Raw genomic sequence first — 18,597 nt, 5'->3', positions numbered from 1 at the left:
CCCTAGAGTGAGTCAATCCACTCTCTAACAACTTCCAGATCATCTTGAGTGATTATATCATTATTCCCAGGTGGCATTGCCATATTTTCACTCTCACCAGACATGCGTAAGTAAAACTCACTATTTAGAGGATCTGGCTTCACAAGACCTGAGCGAACTAGATTTTTCGCCACTTCTTTTGCTTCTCCCGCAAAATTTGAATGGCAGGCGACACATTTATTTTTTAAAACCTGCTCTTGAACTTTTTTAAACTTATCAACTGACTCTGAACTTAAGTCAACTCGTTGAATAGTTGTTCCTGAAGAGGTATTTGCCTCTCCCTTTGCTAGAACCATAACTGTTTTATTCTTATCATCAACAAAGTAAATTTCTCCTTCACTACCAACTTCCAGTCCAACTGGGGCCCCTTTAGCTCTTATCCCTTCAACTGCTGTCCAACCAAAAACAAGCTCTTCAAAAGATGATATATTCTCATCTCCTTCGACATCAACAGCAATGACTCTTTGCCCTGTTGGTTTATAACCATGGAGAGAAACAATCGCTTTTCCCTTTAACTCTGGAAACATCTCACCATCATAAACTTGGGCATCAAGAGGCGCCGAGTGTGGAGGTAGTAGGCCAATAGGATTGGCATAGTCTGAACAATCAATTTTTGGAACTCTTCTATTAAAAAATGTTCTCTTATAATTATCGTTTAACTTTCCATTCTCATAACAATATGGCCAACCGTAGTGGGCATCTTTTGTAATAAGATTAATTTCTTCATTTGGTCCATCTTCGTCACTAAAATCCATACCATTATTAAACTGGATGATATCTCCTTGTCCATTTTCAATAAGGCCCATCGAATTTCGAAGACCATAAGCAAGATTACCAAGAAGACTAACCTTGCCCTCATTATCAATTGAATATTCTCTTATCAGAGCTTCGCTTTTAGCTTCAAGGCATGGATATATTGGTCTGCCTTTTTCATCGAGGCATTGATCACTTGGTGCACCGACATTAACAATAATACGATTGTCTTTTGTGATTAAAAATTCTGTTAGTGGATGCTTTCCACCTGTTGGTAGATTAGAAATAATCGTCTCTTTTGTTTCATTAGGATTATCTAAATTAAAACGAAAAATTTGATGAGCTTCTCCAACGTAAATTAAGCCTTCATGACCAATTCGAAGACCATGTGGAAGATTAAGGCCAGAGAATATCTTTGTTAGTCTTCCCTCATCTTGAGATTTCGATGTGTCCAACAACCAAAGAACTCCACGATTAGGATTCCAGTTCACCATATCAGTGAGAATAAATTTAGAGCGACTGACCTGAACTATTTTCCGTGGCTTCGAAAGTCCTTCACCTTTATCAACAACTAACCCGATACAATTATCCGCGCGAGATCCAACTGATACACTACTGTAACCATGACACTTTTTCTCAGTGTTTAAAAGGTAGTCTGAAGCATAAGAATGCCCAAACGTTAGCAAAGTAATTAGTAGGAGATAGTTCTTCATCCATACAATATATAATTGCTCAGGAATTGTCTCAATCAAGTTGAAAATTCTTCATTTTTATTTAGAAACTGTCGAAAAAGTATACACATTATAGCTCCGAAAATAAGGATAAGATCAGTGCGAATCATTGAACTACTTGAGAAGTACCCATGGCCAACAAGAAGTGATAACAGAGAAGAAATTATTGAGCACATCATCTCGGTCCCTGTTTCTGGAGATATCAATTTACTTTGGTCATGGCTTTCAGATACTTCAAGAATTAATCGCTATCTAGGAATGGCCAATCGTGACGAATTTGAAAAAGATGGAAATCTCATCATCACCACAGAGAGTCTTGGCTTCCCCCAAAGTTGGATTGAATATCCATGGAAATGGGTCCGTGGCGAAAGTATTGTAGTGGACAGAGACTACATTCATGGCTTCGCAAAAAAGAACCATAGCATTTTTTATTTCGAGGAGAATACCATCCACATATACATGGGATTCATACCAACAAACTTCTTTTCTAAGGTTATTTTTAAGTTAGGATTAAAGAAGATCATGGGACAAATCGCAGAACTGATACAACTAATGGATATTGATGCGCAGAAAGGACTTCAACTTCCCCACTTTTTTGAACAAAACAATACAAAGTTTTCAATATATCAAAAACAAATTCTTAATCAGCGCCTTCAAAATGCAATTAATAATGGACTAGAGAGAGCTTTACTAAAAAAAATAGAAGCTTTAATTTCTGAAGGAGATGAGCTTGACCTCTACCGCTTAAGAGTAAAGGAACTTGCTAAGAAATGGGATATTGATTCTAAGAAGCTAATAAAAAACTTTATCATTTTGTCGCACTGTAAAGTTTTTGACTTGAGTTGGGATATCATTTGTCCTTCTTGTCACGGACCAAGAACAGAGACGGCTAATCTCGTCAACCTTCTAAAAATGGATGAGTGTGATGCTTGTAAGATTCAATTTGAAACTAATTTTGAGCGCGCGATCGAGGTGACATTCAAAGTTAATCCTGACATTAGGGCAATAAAAGAATTACAGTTTTGTGCTGCCGAACCAGCGAAGAAAAAACAAATATATGCCCAGTGGAAAATAAAATCCGGTCAGACAATAACACAAAACCTGAGTCTTGAAGATGGTGAGTATATTGTGAGAAGTATCTCAAAAACTGAGGGTCTTTCAATTTCAGTATCTAAGAATGAAAGTAAAGTGATTGATTGGAAGACAAATGAACCACAGGAGATAAAGTCTAACAACGACTTTAATTTAAATTTCACCAATCATGATAACGAAGATAAAATTTTTGTTCTTGAAAAGCGCTTTAAAAACCCTTATTTTCTTGAACCTGCAGAAATTTTCTCTTTGAGAGAGTTTAGAAATTTCTTTAAAGATGAGAAAATTGGTAATGGAGTTCAACTCTATCTAGGCGATCAAGTTGTTCTGTTTACAGATATTGTGTCTTCGACAAGACTATATGAAAGAGTTGGAGACACAGAAGCTTACTTGCAGGTCAAATCTCATTTTGATGATGTCTATCGCATATTTGAAGAGCAAGAAGGTGTTATCATAAAGACAATTGGCGATGCAGTAATGGCATCTTTTCCCACACCAAATCATGCAATCCAAGCGAGTAAAAATCTCCATCAATATTTTGATAGAAAACATACAAACTTCGACTTTGATCTTAGAATATCTGCCCATGTCGGTAAGGCCATTGGAGTTAATCAAAATACTGGCGTCGATTATTTTGGAAATACAGTCAATGTCTCTGCAAAACTACAAGCTTTAGCAGATGAGCAGCAACTTGCAATAAGTGAAAAATTTTACAAATTGCTTTCAGATGATTATTTAAGAGATTGGGATATTGAAGAGTTAAATTTCAACATCCCAGGAAAAGCCGAACCACTGAGGGCGGTTCGACTCACATTAAAATAGTTTTTAATGACCGCCTAGAATACGGTCAATTTCTTCAGGATTATCGTGTACACCAAAGCGGTCAATTATTGTTTGAGAAGCTTGATTTAAGCCCTTAATCTCAACCTTCGCGCCCTCTTTCCTTAGTTTTAATACCACCTTATCAAGAGCAGCAACTGCTGAGATGTCCCAAAAGTGGGCCATTTCAAGATCAATCAAAACATTCTTAGGTACATTGTTATAATCAAACATCGCAATAAATTTATCTGATGAATTAAAAAAGACTTGGCCATGAATGACGTATTTCAAAGTTTCATTAGACTCATCTTTCTCTGTTGTAACATACATGAAGTGACTTATTTTGTTTGCAAAAAATAATGAAGCAAGAAGAACTCCTGCAAATACTCCATAAGCGAGATTATGTGTCCAAACGACAACCACGACAGTCGTAATCATCACGATATTAGTAGATACTGGATAAACTTTTAAATTTTTAAATGATGACCAGTTAAATGTTCCAATAGAAACCATAATCATAACGGCAACAAGAGCGGCCATCGGAATTTTAGAAATCCACTCAGAAAGAAAAACAACCATAATCAGAAGCATTACACCAGCAAATAGAGTTGATAATCTTCCACGACCACCAGACTTAACATTGATAACTGATTGGCCAATCATCGCACAACCGGCCATACCACCTAGAAAACCTGTTACAATATTTGCAATCCCTTGCCCTTTACACTCTCTATTTCCATCAGAGGTAGTTTCAGTCATATCGTCAACAATTGTTGCCGTCATCAAAGTTTCAAGTAAACCTACAATAGTTAGACCTGCAGCATATGGAAAAATAATTAACAGCGTATCAAGAGTAAATGGAATATTTGGAACTAAAAAAATTGGAAGAGCATCAGGAAGCTTCCCCATATCCCCAACAGTTCTAATATCAAGGCCCAAATAATTTGAAATACCTGTTAAAACTAAAATACACACAAGTGGAGATGGAATAATTTTTCCAATCTTTGGAAGATATGGAAATAAATAAATAATACCAAGTCCTGAAGCCGTCATAGCATAAACCTGCCAGCTTACATTAGTGAGTTCCGGTAATTGCGCCATGAATATCAAAATAGCGAGTGCATTAACAAAACCAGTAACAACAGACTTAGAAACGAAACTCATTAGGCTTCCAAGTTTCAAATAGCCAGCAATAATCTGGAGGACTCCAGTTAGGATAGTCGTAGCAAATAGGTATTCAAGACCATAATCTTTAACAAGAGTTACCATGAGAAGCGCCATCGCACCAGTTGCAGCAGAGATCATACCTGGTCTTCCACCAACAATTGCAATTGTTACAGCAATAGAAAAAGATGCATACAGTCCAATTTTAGGATCAACACCTGCAATAATAGAAAATGCAATCGCTTCTGGAATTAGAGCTAGTGCCACAACAAGACCTGATAAAATATCGCCGCGGATATTTCCAAGCCAATCTTTCTTCTTAGATAAAAAAATCATAAATCTCCCAAACTGAATTAAGTATTCAATTTAGGAGATATCTTTGAAAATGTCCATGTTAACTAGATTATATTTACAGCCCTTGAGCTTTCCCCTCGCCACGAGGATCAGAAACGCCGATTAGTTCGCCATCTTCGTTCACAACAGCTTGAATACGGCATCCAAGATTCTTCTCTTCAACCTGATGCCCCATTTTTTCTAGAGCTTCACGATTTGTAGAAGTTAAGGCACCTTCATCAAATCTGATATAATGTGGGCGCCATTGGTGATGATACCTTGCTGTCGCTACCGCATCATAAATAGGAAGTTCATATTCAAAATAATTCAAAATTGTTTGCATAACACAAGTCAGAATTCTTGTTCCACTTGGTGTACCTACTGCCATCAATGGTTTTTTACCGTCAAAGACAATTGTAGGCGACATTGAACTTAACGGTCTCTTTCCTGGCTCGACAAGGTTTTTCTCACCGCCAACTGCACCAAAGATATTTTGTGCACCAACTTTATTCGCAAAGTCATCCATTTCATTATTCAAAACAATCCCAGTTCCCTCCGCGACAAGGCCTGAACCAAAGTAACCATTGATTGTTTGAGTTGAAACAACGACATTTCCTTCATTGTCCATAATCGAAAAGTGAGTCGTATGATCAGGCTCAAACTTTGGAGCATCACCAGCTTTTACTTCATCAAATGAAAATGCCTTGTTCTCATTAATTTTTGAAGCAAGTTTATCTGAGTAATCTTTATTCGTTAGACCACGAATTGGAACTTGTACAAAGTCACTATCACCAAGATACTTTGCACGATCAGCAAATGCTAATTCCATCGCCGAGGATACCAAATGAATCGCCTTAGGGTCATAAATCCCAAGCGACTTCAAATCATATCTTTCTAGTATATTTAAAATCTCAATAATATGTATCCCTCCAGAACTTGGAGGAGACATTGATAGAATAGTTTTTCCTTTATAAGTTCCAGCAACAGGCTCTCTTGTTTTCACTTCATATTTTGCAAAATCAACATCTGTTAAAAGACCCTTATATTTTTTTGAAGTTGCAACAATCTTTTTGGCAATAGAACCACGATAAAACTCTTTCTTTCCTTTTTTTGCTATAAGAGTAATTGTTTTTGCGAGATCAGATTGTACTAGTAAATCACCAGTCTTTAAAAGGTTACCGTTTGGACAAAAAATCTTTTTAGAGCTTTCATACAAACAAAGAACATTCCTTCTTTGAACTAGAGCCTTTTCAAGCTCTGGATAAACAATCATTCCTTCTTTTGCGAGTTTAATTGAGTCCGCCAGAACCTCTTTTAACGGTAGCTTACCGTATTTTTTATGAATATCTAAAATACCGGCGACCAATCCAGGAGTCCCTACAGAAAAAATTCCATTCACTGACTTGTTTTTTATTACATTGCCCTTTTCATCTACAAACATTCGAGAATCGGATAGAAAGGGTGCCCTCTCTCTAAAATCGAAGGCAAATGTTTTTCCTGTCTTAGCATGGTGATACATTAGAAAGCCTCCCCCACCAATTCCTGTGGACTGAGGTCTTTCAACAGAGATAACAAATGAAACAGCTGTCATCACATCGATAATATTACCACCTAATTTGTATATTCTCTCTCCCGCAGAAGTTGAATACTTCCCTTGAGTGGCAATCATTGCTTTTTTTGAGGTGGCCAAATGGTTTTCTTTTTTGAATTCACTAACAGTTTCTAAAAGAATTGGTTTATTATTTGTTGAACACGCAACGAAATTTAACAATAGTAAAACATAAAAATAATTTTTCATTTTTTCCCTAATTTTGTATACAATTTTTGAATTTCATTTAAAAAGTTATTATCGGATATCTCCTCAACTCTAAGTAGCTCTAGACCAGATTTTTTGAAAATAATTGTTGGGAGACACTTTATAGATAAGCAGCCATTCAATTTTTGAGACTTATAAAGTTCCTTATCCTCATATTCAAAAATATTTAACTTGATCAAATCACTTTCAACAACGTTTAACCAAGCAAAAAGATCAGTCACCTCCCTTTCGCAATCTGGACACCACGAAGCATTGTGAATATCGACTTCAAGGTTATCGAAGTCTACTTCTTCATTTAACTCTTTATAAGAACCCATCTTTTGCTTTACTAAAGTTTTCCACTCATCTTTTATATCGATAAAGTATTTCATAGTGCTATTACATTCCCTGTCTAAACAACATTAAGTTAAACTTCTTCACTATTAAAGTTGATAAATCTTAATATGATAAAACCTAAAACACCAGCGAATGAGAAAGAGCGTCATAAAGAATTGGAACCGAAGAAGATAAAATTGCAAATCTTTTTAATCCATTTAATCAAGCTGATGCATCAATAACACGAAAATTTGGAGGGACAGGACTTAGCCTTTCAATTTCAAAAGAGGTAACAAGACTTTTAAACGGCTCCATTTCAGTATCAAGTGTATTTCAAAAAGGCTCAACTTTTCCGATTGAAATACCTATTGAGACAGTAAGCACATCTACAGAAAATGAAGCTATCGATTTCGATGAAAAAACATTAGCTAAAGAATTTCCATATAATATTCTCATCGTCGAAGACAATGTAGTGAATCAAAAGCTCGCATTACTAACGCTACAATAATTTGGCTACAAATGCTCTGTCGCCAGCAATGGATGGAATCACGACGACTTTAGAGATCAGACAAATTGACAACTATCAACCTACGATCGTAGCCATGACAGCTAACGTTTTCAAAGAAGATCAAATCAAGTGCAAAGAAGCTGGAATGAATGCATTCTTATCCAAACCATTAAAAAAAAAAATTCGCTGATAGAAACTCTTATAAAAAAATAAATGGTAGTAAAATCCTTTTACTACCAATTTAATTTTATTTTTGTCTGGCCAAAACACTAAGAACCTTAAAAGTTTCGTCAGACAACAAGTCCTTATGTTCTTCCCATAGATTTTTGGCATCCTCTACACTTGAATCCTTAGTTAGATGAGACTGGACTTCAGCAAAAACAAGATTAACCTCTTCTATCTCAGAGTTATAAATTTCAATCTCTTCATCACTAAGTCCAAATTCAGAGATCTTATTATGCTCAATCTGTACGAATTCAAAATTTGCGGTATCACTATCTAAAAGAACAAGTCCAATTACTCCAAAAAATGCTAGGACTATATTACAATGTCCGTGATCACATGTAGATGCACTAAGTGTCCCTAAAACTCCGAAACCTAGAGACCCTAAACCGGCTAAGGCTATCCCTGAAGCAGCAGGTGCACCAGCGATTGCAGCGATACCGGCTACAGCAGCACGACTATTTTGAATTGGCATAATTGTTAATAAACAAGACAAAGTTATAAGCTTTAGATATTTCATCATCCCCCCAAGATTCGATTTACGTTCTTATACAACAAGGAGGATTTTTATCAACACAATCTATCGACAAAAAACCTAAGAAAATGTCAAATCCTCTTCATTGCTTTCATAAGTAGTGAATTCCCTCCCCCCCAAGCGGCATTAAGAATGAGCCCAAAAATGACAAAAACAGGGTTGAACTCAACACCTTTTAAAGGAAAAACAACAAGAAAAGCAACAGCAGTCGGCCCAACCGCTCCATAAATAAGGGACTTCATCCAATGTTTAAGACCATTATCATTTTGAACAAGCTTCCATATTGCAACTCCCCACAAACCACCAAAGAACGAAAGTGAAATTACAGCAGGAACTCCAAAAGGCTCTGTTGGCGACATATTAAAAGGCGCTTTTGGAATTATCTTTAAAAGATAGAAGAGTCCAAAAACACCTTGGTGAAAAATCAATGTCGATAAAAAGCCAGCTAAAAATGATTTGATAATAGTTTTCACAAATTCTCCCTTAACGATTCCATTCGTGGAATGACTTTAAAATATTAAAAATATAGTCCTTAGTTTGTTTGCGTTTCCAATTTCCTGCAAGATACTTATTCGCCTCTCCCATAGTCGGATAGATGTGAATAGTTCCAAGAATTTTATTCAATCCAAAACCATGTTTCATTGCTGCGATAAATTCTAACAAGAGATCAGAGGCATGATTACCAACAATTGTTGCTCCTAAAATCTTATCACTTCCTGGTACTGTTAACACTCGCACCACTCCATGATCTTCACTGTCAGCGATTGCACGGTCAAGGTCATCTATTCCATATTCCGTAACTTCATAAGCAATACCGGCTTCTGTCGCACGCTTCTCATTTAGACCAACACTCGCCACTTCAGGATCCGTATAAGTTGCCCATGGGATAACAGAGTAATCAACTTTAAACTTTTTAAACTTTCCAAAAAGTCCATTAACAGCGCAATACCATGCTTGATGTGATGCTGTATGTGTAAGCTGAAATGGGCCTGTCACATCACCACAAACATAGATATTTGGATAATTTGTCTGCATATAATCATTCGCTTCTATTGTACCATTTGTACGCAACTGTATAGCAAGCTCCTCAACCCCGAAACCTTTAACATTTGCCTTACGCCCTACAGCGATAAGAATTTCATCAAATTCGATGCGACTCTCCACACCTTCCCTTTCGACAATCAAGTACTTTACTTCATCCTCAACGACGAATGCTTTCGCCCTAGTTGAAGTTAAAATATTAACCCCTTCACTCTCCAGTCTCTTTTTTATTATTTCGCTAATCACTTGATCTTCACCAAGCATAAGACGTTCTTGCATCTCTACCTGTGTCACAGAACTACCAAGACGACTAAAGGCTTGGGCCATCTCACAGCCGATTGGTCCTCCTCCAAGCACAATTAATTTTGAAGGTAGATGATCGAGTTGCCATAGATTTTCAGAAGTTAGAAAATTGATATTTTCAATTCCAGGCATCGCAGGAACAAATGGACTGGCTCCAGTGGCGATAGTGATATTTCGAGTAGTATAAACCTTGCCATTGACTTCGACTTCCCAAGGAGAAAGAATTTTTGCTTCTCCTTGAACACATTCGACTCCTAACTTAGTGTATCTCTCGATTGAGTCATGAGGTTCAATCTCTTTAATAACTTTATGAACTCGGCCCATAATATTTTTAAAATCAAAGCTAACATCAATTTTATCAATTCCGTATTTTTTAGAGTTTTTGGCTTGATGAATAATTTTCGCTGACTTCAACAATGCTTTGGAAGGAACACATCCTGTGTTTAAGCAGTCACCTCCCATACGGTGCTTCTCAACCAGAAGGACTTTCGCTTTGACAGCACTACTAATATAAGCAGTAACCAAACCAGCACTACCAGCTCCAATAGCAATCATATTATAATCAAATTTTTTGGGCCTAATAAATTTTGAATAAACTTTTTTAGCCTTGATAACATTCATTAAAAACTTTGCAACTAATGGGAAGATACCAAGAAGTGCAAATGAGGCGAAAAGTTTAAATGTAAAAATTTGAGAAAGAGAGTTAATACTTCCAAGTTGAAGTCCTGCATTAACGTAAACAAGAGTTCCTGCAATCATCCCTAGCTGACTGACAATATAAAAAGTAAGCACTCTTATACTTGTTAACCCCATCACAAGATTAATGACAAAAAATGGAAAGATAGGAATAAGACGTAAGCTTAACAAATAGATAGCTCCATCTTTTTCAATTCCTTCATTAATTGCTTTAACTTGTTTTGAAAATTTCTTTTCAACATAATCTTTCAAAATAAATCGAGAAATTAGAAATGCAATGGTAGCTCCCACTGTACTTGCAAAACTTACAAGTATAAATCCCGTGAATAGACCAAAAAGAGCGCCCGCAAGTAGAGTTAGAACTGTCGCTCCAGGAAGAGAAAGCGCTGTCGTCAAAACGTAGAGCACAAAAAATATCGATAACGTTTGGAGTTGATTACCCGTGTAATACTCCTGCAGTTTCCCTTGATTTGCCTTGATAAATTCAAGAGTGAGTAATTCCCCTAAGTTATAATGTCTATATGCAATAATAGCCCCGACAAATATGAGCAAGACTACGATTTTTGGTCCGAATCTTTTCACTAATTTTTCCCTTGTTAACTAAGTAGTTAAATAGTTTCATATTAAGTGCAGAAAATGGACATTTTGTTTCCATTTTTTTGTAATAAAAATAAATTTTGGTACACTTATTAAATATTAAAGGGGTATTAATGGAAAACACGACTAAATCCGTCCAAGATTATTATGGAAAAGAACTTCAAAGCTCAAGTGACCTAAAGACAAATGCATGTTGTACTGCGGTTACGTATCCAGACAAGATAAAGAAAATCCTAGCAAAGATTCATGATGAAGTTATGACAAAATATTATGGCTGTGGCCTTACTATTCCCTCCGAACTTAATGGACTTCGTATCTTAGATCTTGGTTCTGGAAGTGGACGCGATTGCTATCTCGCAAGTAAGCTTGTTGGAGAGAACGGCTATGTTATTGGTGTTGATATGACTGATGAGCAGCTCGCTGTCGCCAATAGACATATCGACTATCACACAGAACAGTTTGGTTACAAAAAAAGTAATGTTGAATTTAAGAAAGGTCATATCGAGCAACTTGACGAATTAAATATTGATAACAATTCTCTCGATTTAATTATTTCAAATTGTGTTATAAATCTCTCTACAAATAAGCTGAAAGTTCTTAGCGACTGTTTTAACAAGCTTAAGCAAGGTGGAGAAATGTACTTCTCTGATGTTTATGTTAACAAGAGAATTCCTAAGGAACTTGCTAGTGATCCTGTAATCTATGGGGAATGTCTAGGTGGAGCCCTATATTGGAATGACTTTCTAACTTTTGCAAAAAAAGCAGGATTCCAAGACCCAAGAGTTGTTGAAGTCGCTCCCATTACAATTGAAAATAAAGAACTAGAAGAAAAGCTTGAAGGATTCGAATTCTACTCTGTTACTTATCGTCTATTTAAAATTGCTGAACTTGAAACAGACTGTGAAGACTACGGCCAAGCAGTTATCTATAAAGGAACAATAGATGATCTTCCAAATAGTTTTCAACTAGATACTGGTCACTTCTTTGCAAAAGGAAAAGTAGAAGCTGTCTGTGGAAATACATACCTTATGCTTCATGAATCACGTTATAAGAAGCACTTTGAATTTATTGGTGATTTCTCAACACACTATGGAATTTTTGAAGGGTGTGGAAGTGAAAACCCATTCGCTCATGTCACGATCTCGTCAGATTCTTCAGGAGCAGGGAGTTGTTGCTAGTGGAACAGTTAAAGTTTCAAGATATGCATACTACAGCAAAGGGCGAACAGAGAGCTAGCGTAAAACTAAATAAACTTTCGACTCTCTGGTTTAATACTGGGACACTGTGTAATCTTGAATGCAAGAATTGTTATATAGAGTCATCGCCTAAAAATGATAGACTCTCATATTTGAGTGTTTCAGATATTATTCCTTATCTTGATGAGGTTGAAGGTCTACCAAGTATTGGTTTCACAGGGGGAGAACCCTTTTTAAATCCCTCTATAATAGGACTTTTAGAAGAGGTTCTTAAAAGAGGCCACGAACTTCTAGTCCTAACAAATGCCAATAGAGTAATCAAAAAACATCGTCCAGAACTACTTCGACTTAAAGAACTCTTTGGTCATAAATTAAAGCTTCGTGTTTCCCTTGATCACTTTTCAAAAGAGCTTCATGATCAAGAGCGAGGAGCGGGTGCATTTGATAGAACCCTTGATGAACTTAAATGGCTATTTGACCATGGTTTTGACCTCTCGATTGCAAGTAGATCCCTCTCTAAAGAAAGTCAGGAAGAATCTCTACTCGGTCATCAAGAACTTCTCTTAAATGCCAAGATAAATATTGATCTTAATGATAAGCTTGTCATCTTTCCAGAGATGGATAGTAAGAGAGATGTTCCTGAAATTACCACCGCATGTTGGGGAATACTTAATAAAAGTCCTGATGATCAAATGTGTGCATCAGAGAGAATGATAGTTAAACGTAAAGGAGAAGCTTCTCCTGTTGTTATGCCTTGTACTCTACTCGCATATGACGATAAATTTGTTCTAGGAAAAACTCTCTCTGAGAGTTCAAAAGAAGTTTATTTAAATCATCGCTTCTGCGCGGAGTTTTGTGTCCTAGGTGGAGCAAGCTGCTCAAAAACAAAATAATCTCAGCCTCGAATTCCACCAATATAATCTTCAAGGATTGCACTTTTTGGTGAATCAAAAATTTCGAGGCTACTTCCCTCTTCCAACAAATATCCACTCTTGCTTTCAAAATCGTACCAAAATGCACAGAGGTGGTCACAAACACGTCGAGCCTGTGCGAGATTATGAGTCACGATAACAATAGTAAATCGAGATTTGAGCTTAATAATTAATTTCTCAATTATCTCCGTTGAAATTGGATCAAGACTAGAGCATGGCTCATCAAGTAGAATAATTTCAGGATCAAGGGCAATACTACGAGCGATACACAACCTCTGTTTTTGTCCACCAGATAATTTTAATGCTGACTGGTGTAATTTATCCTGAACCTCATCCCACAAGCCAACATCACTCAGTGCCTCTCTTACACGATCATCTATATTATCAAAATGGTGCTCTTTTAAAGGGAGTGCGATATTTTCATAAATACTTAACGGTAAAGGTGTTGGCTCTTGAAAGATTAATCCAATTTTCTTTCTAAGACCGACAAGATTGACTCGACTGTCAAAGATACTTATTCCATCTACTATAATATCACCGGTGATTTTTACTCCACTGATATTTTCAATCAATCGATTGATTGCCTGAAGAAAGCTACTCTTTCCACAACCACTTGGACCTATGATTCCGGTGACACAAAAACGATTTACAGTTAGGGTGATATCTTTAAAGGCACATACACTTTTATAAAACAGCGAAAGATTTTTAACTTCGATCACTGGAGATGGCGGACAGCATGGAGAATCTTCTAAATGCGTTTTCCATGGATAGTTCATACAGTATTCCCCTTTCCAAAAACTGCTTTAGCAAAAATCGAAAAACTTGAATTAATAAAAAGAATTAATAAGATCAAAACAAATGAAGATTTATAGGCGCCGATATCACCACCAGGAACATTCATTGCAAGGTCATAAATATGTACAGATAAAGTTCTACCTGAATCCCAAATAGATTCAGGTAAACGATCGACATAACCAGAAGTAAAGATAAGAGCAGCCGTTTCTGCGAGAGCTCTACCAATACTTAGAACAAGTCCTGCAATGATACTCGGTATTGATATGGGAATAAGTATTGATCGATAAGTTGTATACAGACTTAAACCAAGGGACTTAGTTGTCTGCAGAATACTATTTGGAATTGAACTAATTCCCTTTTCTACGGAACTGATAAACAAGGGTAAGGCCATGCAACTTAAAGTAAGTGCACCAGAAAACAACGAGAATCCCATTCCAAAATAAACACAAAAAAGAGCATTTCCAAATAAACCAAAAACAATAGACGGTACACCGGAAAGTACATGAACCATACTTCTAACATATCCAGAGAAAGCACTCTGTTTAGGAAAGTGTTTCGAAAGATAAATGGCCACTAACAACCCTAATGGAACAGTGAAAACAACTGTCAATGCAGTTATAACAACTGTTGATACGATAATTGGATATACTCCCCCTTTTCGACCCGCCGACATAGAGGATTCAAGAAAGTAATTAATATCGATATATTTAAAAGAAACGCCGACAATATCTCCAAGAATTGAAAACAAGATCATCACTACTAAAATTCCCGAAAGCCAAGAAAGTACTTTCCCAATTCTATTCATCATTATCAACCTTCAATGATTTTAAAATTAAAAACATGGCAAGTGTCAGCAAAAATAAAACAAGACCGGAAAGAAAAAGAGCTGAACGATGAGCGCCAGTTGCATAGGCCATCTCCAATGCAATATTTGCTGTTAAGCTTCTTATTGGATCAAAGATGCTTCCAGGGATTTGAACAATATTCCCACATACCATTAATACCGCCATCGTTTCTCCCAAAGCTCTTCCTAGTGCAATTAAAGATGATGAAAGGAAATGACCTTTTATATTTGGGAAAAGTATTTTCCAAATATAAGTTTCACGAGATAAACCGAGAGCATCGCTCACGTTCAAAACTTTTTTAGAAGACATCTCTATGGCAGATATTAAATTCAAACTAATTATTGGGAAAATCATCAATGACAGAACTAGTATACCAGCTAACATACTTTGACCGGGAGGCCGGTACTCATTGATAAGTGGAACAAGCTTTACGAGTCCCCAAAAACCAAAAATAACAGATGGAATTCCAGTATAAAGTTCAATAATTTTTCTAAATGCAATACGACTCGTCTGCCCAAGATAAAACTGAGTAAACAAGGCCGTAAATAACCCAAGCGGTAGAGCAATCACAATTGCTCCCAAACTAAGAAGAACACTGGCCACTATAATCGGAACAAGATTAAACTGACCTTCACTAGGAAACCATGAGTTCTCATAAAACATGGATAGACTATTTCCCGATAAAACACTTGAACTTTCTTTTACAAGAAAAAGAAATATTAAAAAGACAGACAGTGAGCAAAGAACACCTGCTGATCTAAGTAGATAATTGAAGTAGAGATCCCTCTTACTTAGTAGATATCGGTACAAAATAGTGCTCACGTATTAGATCAGATACATTTTCTGAAGTAGCAAATTTAATAAAGTCTCTAATATTCCCTACTGGTTTCATCTTTGTGACAAGATTGAGCTCTCTTGATAAAGGATAACTTCCATTTGCAACATTTTGAACAGAAGCCACGATACCTTTCATTGGCAAAAGCTTTATAGGCACCCCTACTGACTGATTATATTCAGCAGTTCCAATCGATACATAACCAATAGCAAATCGATTTCTGCTAACCGTTTTTATCCCCTGTTCATTATCTCCAATAATAACATCCGCTTTAATTTCGGAGTTCTTTAAATTAAAAAACTGAACAAATAATTCTAATGTCGAACGACCTTCGGCCTTATTAACGACAACAATCTGTTGATCATCCCCACCAAGTTCTTTCCAATTCTTAATTTCTCCAAGATAGATCTTTCTAATATTTTCGAAGCTAATCTTATCGATTTTATTTGAACTATTTAAAATAATAGATATTCCATCTTTAGCTATAGTAAATTTCTGTAAATCTTCCTCTGCAGGTTTTAAAGAACGTGAAACCATCCCGATTTGTGATAATTCTTTACGTGCATCATTTACACCGCGAGAAGAACCTCCTGTTTGAACATCGATTCGAGTATCTAAGTGAGAGCGCTCATAAACCTTCGCTATATCAGATAATAAAGGAGCAATTGTACTTGAACCTGTGACGATAATTTTCTCTCTACCAAGAGCAAAGAATGACAAACAAATGATAAATAAAGATTTCATGATCGCTCCAAGTTTGAACTTACTAAATTCTCATACGTCCAATTATCTTTGTCAAAAGTAATGCCTGACAAAAAGCCTCAAATTCGTCAATAGTGACAAAGAAAGTAAGTTTAAATAATATTACAAGAAAGGATGTACTCAATGAAATTATTATTTCTTACATTAATTATTACAATGCTCTACTCATGTGCAAATGTTGATCAAATTGACCGTGGGAGATTATCAAGTCGCATTATGCAGGCGAATCCTTCTCCAGAGGAAAGCGTCTTTATTGAAGAAGTCAATAGTTACAGAGAAGGTGCCGTTGGTGGTTCTAGTTCTGTAGGTGGTGGTTGTGGCTGTAACTAAAAAGAAAGTAATTCTTGCAATTTTGAGTACCATTGCAAACTCAAGTTATGCCGAAAAACTATTACCAGGAAAATGGAAATCAAAATTCATTTTTAATTTCTATGATCAAGACTCAAATAATGGTGATCAAGTATATGATGGTACAAAAGATGAAGGTCTAACAGTCATTGAACCAATGCTCTTTATTTCTCACCAAATAGATTCGACAACTAATGTCTCTGGGCATGTTGTACTTGATGCTTGGAGTGCAGAATCTGATACAAAACTAGATGGCAACACTGGAGAATCAGGAAAGGGCATTGGAAATCAATCTCGTGTTTCAGGCAATTTCTCATATGCTAAAGAAATCAATAAAGTTAAGCTTACGCCACATCTGGGATTTAGTAGTGAGTATGACTATAAAAGCTTTAATGGTGGTCTTGCATACGAACAGTCATTCGCAAAAGATAATTTTGTTCTCGGCCTTGGAGTTGATTACTTTCATGACAGCACGAAGCTCTTTGACTATGCAAATGAAAAAACGACTGACTTCAAAGATAAAAGGGTTTATTCATACAATATTTCAGCAAGTCAAATACTTACTTATACAGACATTATTAACTTTAATATCAACTATATCAGACAAACAGGCGCACTTGAGAGTATTAGAAACTCAACTCCATTAAACGGTTCTCGTTACCCTGAAAACTTACCTGCCTTAAGAGATCGTTTTGCCGCTTCTACTCAGTTTATCCATGGCTTTAATGATGAGAATTCAATTTCTCTAAAGTATCGCTACTACAAAGATAGTTGGGAAATGAAAGCAAGCACTATCGAAACATCGTATCGAAAAATGATTCAAGATGATGATGGTTTTCTCGAGTTTAACTATAGATATCACACACAAGATGAGGTTGAGTATTTTAAGAAGTCTCTTATTACCGCTCAAACATATGTGACAAGTGATTCAGACCAGGCTTCATTTGATGCAAATCGCTTCGGTATGCTCTATTCTTTCAACAGAGGAGAAGTTGATCTTAGCCTTTTCAAGACTGATAAGTTTGAATATACTATCGCTGCCTATCACTACTTCCGCTCAAACAAGCTTAAGTACAATGTTCTTCAAGCAAGCTTAGGGATTGAATTTTAATGATTCATAAAGAAGAACGCTTCATGAATTCAACATTCACGATTAAGTCTTATGACAAGATTAGTGATTGTTTACTTTCTAAGGCGTTCTCTCTCATAAGTGACTTCGAAAAGAAGTACACTGTATTTCATCCATCATTCTTTAATAACTTAAACGAATATGCAGGAAAAAGATCAATCGACATTGATGATGAGACTATCGAGCTATTTGATCTTTCTAAAAAATATTATGATTTATCTGATGGTCTGTTTAACATAGCTTTCCAGACACCAAAGTATAGCTTCAACGACATTGAGATAAACGTGCAAAAAAAGACCGCTTACCTTCCTTATCCAGACATGAAGATATCACTTGGCGGAATTGGAAAAGGCTATATAGTAGATAAGGTTTTCCATTTTCTAAAAGAAGAGGGAGTTCAAAACTTCTATATTAATGGTGGCGGCGATCTCCGGGTAGCAAGCGCACCTCATTCTCCTAGGCCATGGCGTATAGGTATTTCAAATCCTTTTAATTCTGAAAACACAGTCGGACATGTTGCTTTAACAAACCAAGCATTTGCGACAAGTGGAACATATATAAAAGGCAATCATATTCAAACATTCACACAAGATGAGAAAGCTATTTCGATATCGATTCTTTCTTCGACAACTGTGGATGCGGATATCATGGCCACCATAGGCTTAACAAAAAGCATTGTCGACGCGAAATTGTTCTATGATACAAATGATATCTGGGCGACAATTATTGATAATTCAGGAAAAGTATTTTTAACGAAGAAAGCACTAAGTACACACTATAAATAGGAAATA

General features: G+C 36.3%; 19 protein-coding genes. 8 read left to right on the top strand and 11 right to left on the bottom strand.

Annotation, left to right across the window (positions count from 1 at the left end; genetic code table 11):
• Positions 1-2 precede the first annotated feature (2 nt).
• The gene (locus M900_RS03935; protein ID WP_198295936.1) at positions 3-1,505 is read right to left on the bottom strand and encodes a sorbosone dehydrogenase family protein; all 1,503 of its coding nucleotides are present in this window, start codon (positions 1,503-1,505) and stop codon (positions 3-5) included.
• Between the two features lie 117 nt (positions 1,506-1,622).
• Between M900_RS03935 and M900_RS03930 the strand changes: the two genes are divergently transcribed.
• Positions 1,623-3,437, top strand: a complete 1,815-nt coding sequence (locus tag M900_RS03930) for an adenylate/guanylate cyclase domain-containing protein (protein ID WP_021273486.1) — start codon at positions 1,623-1,625, stop codon at positions 3,435-3,437.
• Between the two features lie 3 nt (positions 3,438-3,440).
• Here M900_RS03930 and M900_RS03925 read toward each other — a convergent pair whose 3' ends face one another.
• The 3 genes from M900_RS03925 to M900_RS03915 form a co-directional block, all read right to left on the bottom strand.
• Complete coding sequence (locus M900_RS03925) at positions 3,441-4,934, bottom strand: SulP family inorganic anion transporter (protein WP_021273556.1); 1,494 nt, start codon at positions 4,932-4,934, stop codon at positions 3,441-3,443.
• 73 nt (positions 4,935-5,007) lie between these two features.
• Entirely contained in the window at positions 5,008-6,729 is a 1,722-nt protein-coding gene (gene ggt, locus M900_RS03920; RefSeq protein ID WP_021273380.1) for a gamma-glutamyltransferase, read from the bottom strand.
• Complete coding sequence (locus M900_RS03915; RefSeq protein WP_021273420.1) at positions 6,726-7,118, bottom strand: hypothetical protein; 393 nt, start codon at positions 7,116-7,118, stop codon at positions 6,726-6,728. The genes ggt and M900_RS03915 overlap by 4 nt, the downstream gene beginning before the upstream one ends.
• 119 nt (positions 7,119-7,237) lie before the next feature.
• Here M900_RS03915 and M900_RS18035 point away from each other — a divergent pair, with 119 nt between their 5' ends.
• Both M900_RS18035 and M900_RS17520 read left to right on the top strand, forming a co-directional pair.
• The gene (locus tag M900_RS18035; protein ID WP_084703450.1) at positions 7,238-7,570 is read left to right on the top strand and encodes an ATP-binding protein; all 333 of its coding nucleotides are present in this window, start codon (positions 7,238-7,240) and stop codon (positions 7,568-7,570) included.
• Between the two features lies 1 nt (position 7,571).
• The gene (locus tag M900_RS17520; RefSeq protein ID WP_157680534.1) at positions 7,572-7,760 is read left to right on the top strand and encodes a response regulator; all 189 of its coding nucleotides are present in this window, start codon (positions 7,572-7,574) and stop codon (positions 7,758-7,760) included.
• Between the two features lie 57 nt (positions 7,761-7,817).
• On the opposite strand, the gene M900_RS03910 is transcribed toward M900_RS17520, so the two are convergent.
• The 3 genes from M900_RS03910 to M900_RS03900 all read right to left on the bottom strand — a co-directional run bounded on the left by M900_RS03910 (position 7,818) and on the right by M900_RS03900 (position 10,949).
• Positions 7,818-8,312, bottom strand: a complete 495-nt coding sequence (locus M900_RS03910; RefSeq protein WP_034730966.1) for a hypothetical protein — start codon at positions 8,310-8,312, stop codon at positions 7,818-7,820.
• 86 nt (positions 8,313-8,398) lie between these two features.
• Positions 8,399-8,800, bottom strand: coding sequence for a hypothetical protein (locus tag M900_RS03905; protein WP_021273105.1), 402 nt, complete (start codon positions 8,798-8,800; stop codon positions 8,399-8,401).
• Between the two features lie 10 nt (positions 8,801-8,810).
• Complete coding sequence (locus tag M900_RS03900) at positions 8,811-10,949, bottom strand: FAD-dependent oxidoreductase (protein ID WP_052600761.1); 2,139 nt, start codon at positions 10,947-10,949, stop codon at positions 8,811-8,813.
• 128 nt (positions 10,950-11,077) lie between these two features.
• On the opposite strand from M900_RS03900, the gene M900_RS03895 reads away from it, so the two are divergent.
• Positions 11,078-12,142, top strand: coding sequence for a methyltransferase domain-containing protein (locus M900_RS03895; RefSeq protein ID WP_021273579.1), 1,065 nt, complete (start codon positions 11,078-11,080; stop codon positions 12,140-12,142).
• Complete coding sequence (locus tag M900_RS03890) at positions 12,142-13,053, top strand: radical SAM protein (protein ID WP_021273344.1); 912 nt, start codon at positions 12,142-12,144, stop codon at positions 13,051-13,053. Before M900_RS03895 ends, M900_RS03890 begins: the two co-directional genes overlap by 1 nt.
• A gap of 2 nt (positions 13,054-13,055) precedes the next feature.
• Here the strand turns inward: M900_RS03890 and M900_RS03885 are convergent, their stop codons facing one another.
• The 4 genes from M900_RS03885 to M900_RS03870 are packed head-to-tail and all read right to left on the bottom strand — an operon-like array spanning position 13,056 to position 16,311.
• Entirely contained in the window at positions 13,056-13,868 is an 813-nt protein-coding gene (locus M900_RS03885) for a phosphate ABC transporter ATP-binding protein (protein WP_021273311.1), read from the bottom strand.
• On the bottom strand, positions 13,865-14,695 hold the full coding sequence (gene pstA, locus M900_RS03880; RefSeq protein ID WP_084703439.1) for a phosphate ABC transporter permease PstA: 831 nt from the start codon (positions 14,693-14,695) through the stop codon (positions 13,865-13,867). The genes M900_RS03885 and pstA overlap by 4 nt, the downstream gene beginning before the upstream one ends.
• Entirely contained in the window at positions 14,685-15,554 is an 870-nt protein-coding gene (gene pstC / locus M900_RS03875; RefSeq protein ID WP_034730950.1) for a phosphate ABC transporter permease subunit PstC, read from the bottom strand. The genes pstA and pstC overlap by 11 nt, the downstream gene beginning before the upstream one ends.
• Positions 15,520-16,311, bottom strand: a complete 792-nt coding sequence (locus tag M900_RS03870; RefSeq protein WP_021273080.1) for a phosphate ABC transporter substrate-binding protein — start codon at positions 16,309-16,311, stop codon at positions 15,520-15,522. Before M900_RS03870 ends, pstC begins: the two co-directional genes overlap by 35 nt.
• A 141-nt stretch (positions 16,312-16,452) precedes the next feature.
• Between M900_RS03870 and M900_RS03865 the strand changes: the two genes are divergently transcribed.
• Genes M900_RS03865 through M900_RS03855 form a run of 3 tightly spaced genes read left to right on the top strand, consistent with a single transcriptional unit; the run spans position 16,453 to position 18,591 of the window.
• The gene (locus tag M900_RS03865) at positions 16,453-16,659 is read left to right on the top strand and encodes a DUF4266 domain-containing protein (protein WP_021273271.1); all 207 of its coding nucleotides are present in this window, start codon (positions 16,453-16,455) and stop codon (positions 16,657-16,659) included.
• Positions 16,646-17,788 (top strand): DUF3570 domain-containing protein, encoded by a 1,143-nt coding sequence (locus tag M900_RS03860; RefSeq protein ID WP_021273198.1) that lies wholly within the window; start codon positions 16,646-16,648, stop codon positions 17,786-17,788. The genes M900_RS03865 and M900_RS03860 overlap by 14 nt, the downstream gene beginning before the upstream one ends.
• Positions 17,788-18,591, top strand: a complete 804-nt coding sequence (locus tag M900_RS03855; protein WP_021273439.1) for an FAD:protein FMN transferase — start codon at positions 17,788-17,790, stop codon at positions 18,589-18,591. The genes M900_RS03860 and M900_RS03855 overlap by 1 nt, the downstream gene beginning before the upstream one ends.
• The last annotated feature ends 6 nt before the right edge of the window (positions 18,592-18,597 follow it).

Origin of the sequence: Bacteriovorax sp. Seq25_V (assembly GCF_000447795.1) — a bacterium.
GTDB lineage: Bacteria > Bdellovibrionota > Bacteriovoracia > Bacteriovoracales > Bacteriovoracaceae > Halobacteriovorax_A.
Note: the sequence above shows the minus strand (reverse complement) of the source record. Positions and strands in the feature narration are given on the sequence as shown.

Bases quoted from the DNA above. Each gene is read 5' to 3' on its own strand.
- M900_RS03935 (WP_198295936.1), bottom strand. From the start codon at position 1,505: ATGAAGAACTATCTCCTACTAATTACTTTGCTAACGTTTGGGCATTCT.
- M900_RS03925 (WP_021273556.1), bottom strand. From the start codon at position 4,934: ATGATTTTTTTATCTAAGAAGAAAGATTGGCTTGGAAATATCCGCGGC.
- ggt (WP_021273380.1), bottom strand. From the start codon at position 6,729: ATGAAAAATTATTTTTATGTTTTACTATTGTTAAATTTCGTTGCGTGT.
- M900_RS03915 (WP_021273420.1), bottom strand. From the start codon at position 7,118: ATGAAATACTTTATCGATATAAAAGATGAGTGGAAAACTTTAGTAAAG.
- M900_RS03910 (WP_034730966.1), bottom strand. From the start codon at position 8,312: ATGAAATATCTAAAGCTTATAACTTTGTCTTGTTTATTAACAATTATG.
- M900_RS03895 (WP_021273579.1), top strand. From the start codon at position 11,078: ATGGAAAACACGACTAAATCCGTCCAAGATTATTATGGAAAAGAACTT.
- M900_RS03885 (WP_021273311.1), bottom strand. From the start codon at position 13,868: ATGAACTATCCATGGAAAACGCATTTAGAAGATTCTCCATGCTGTCCG.
- pstA (WP_084703439.1), bottom strand. From the start codon at position 14,695: ATGATGAATAGAATTGGGAAAGTACTTTCTTGGCTTTCGGGAATTTTA.
- M900_RS03870 (WP_021273080.1), bottom strand. From the start codon at position 16,311: ATGAAATCTTTATTTATCATTTGTTTGTCATTCTTTGCTCTTGGTAGA.
- M900_RS03865 (WP_021273271.1), top strand. From the start codon at position 16,453: ATGAAATTATTATTTCTTACATTAATTATTACAATGCTCTACTCATGT.
- M900_RS03855 (WP_021273439.1), top strand. From the start codon at position 17,788: ATGATTCATAAAGAAGAACGCTTCATGAATTCAACATTCACGATTAAG.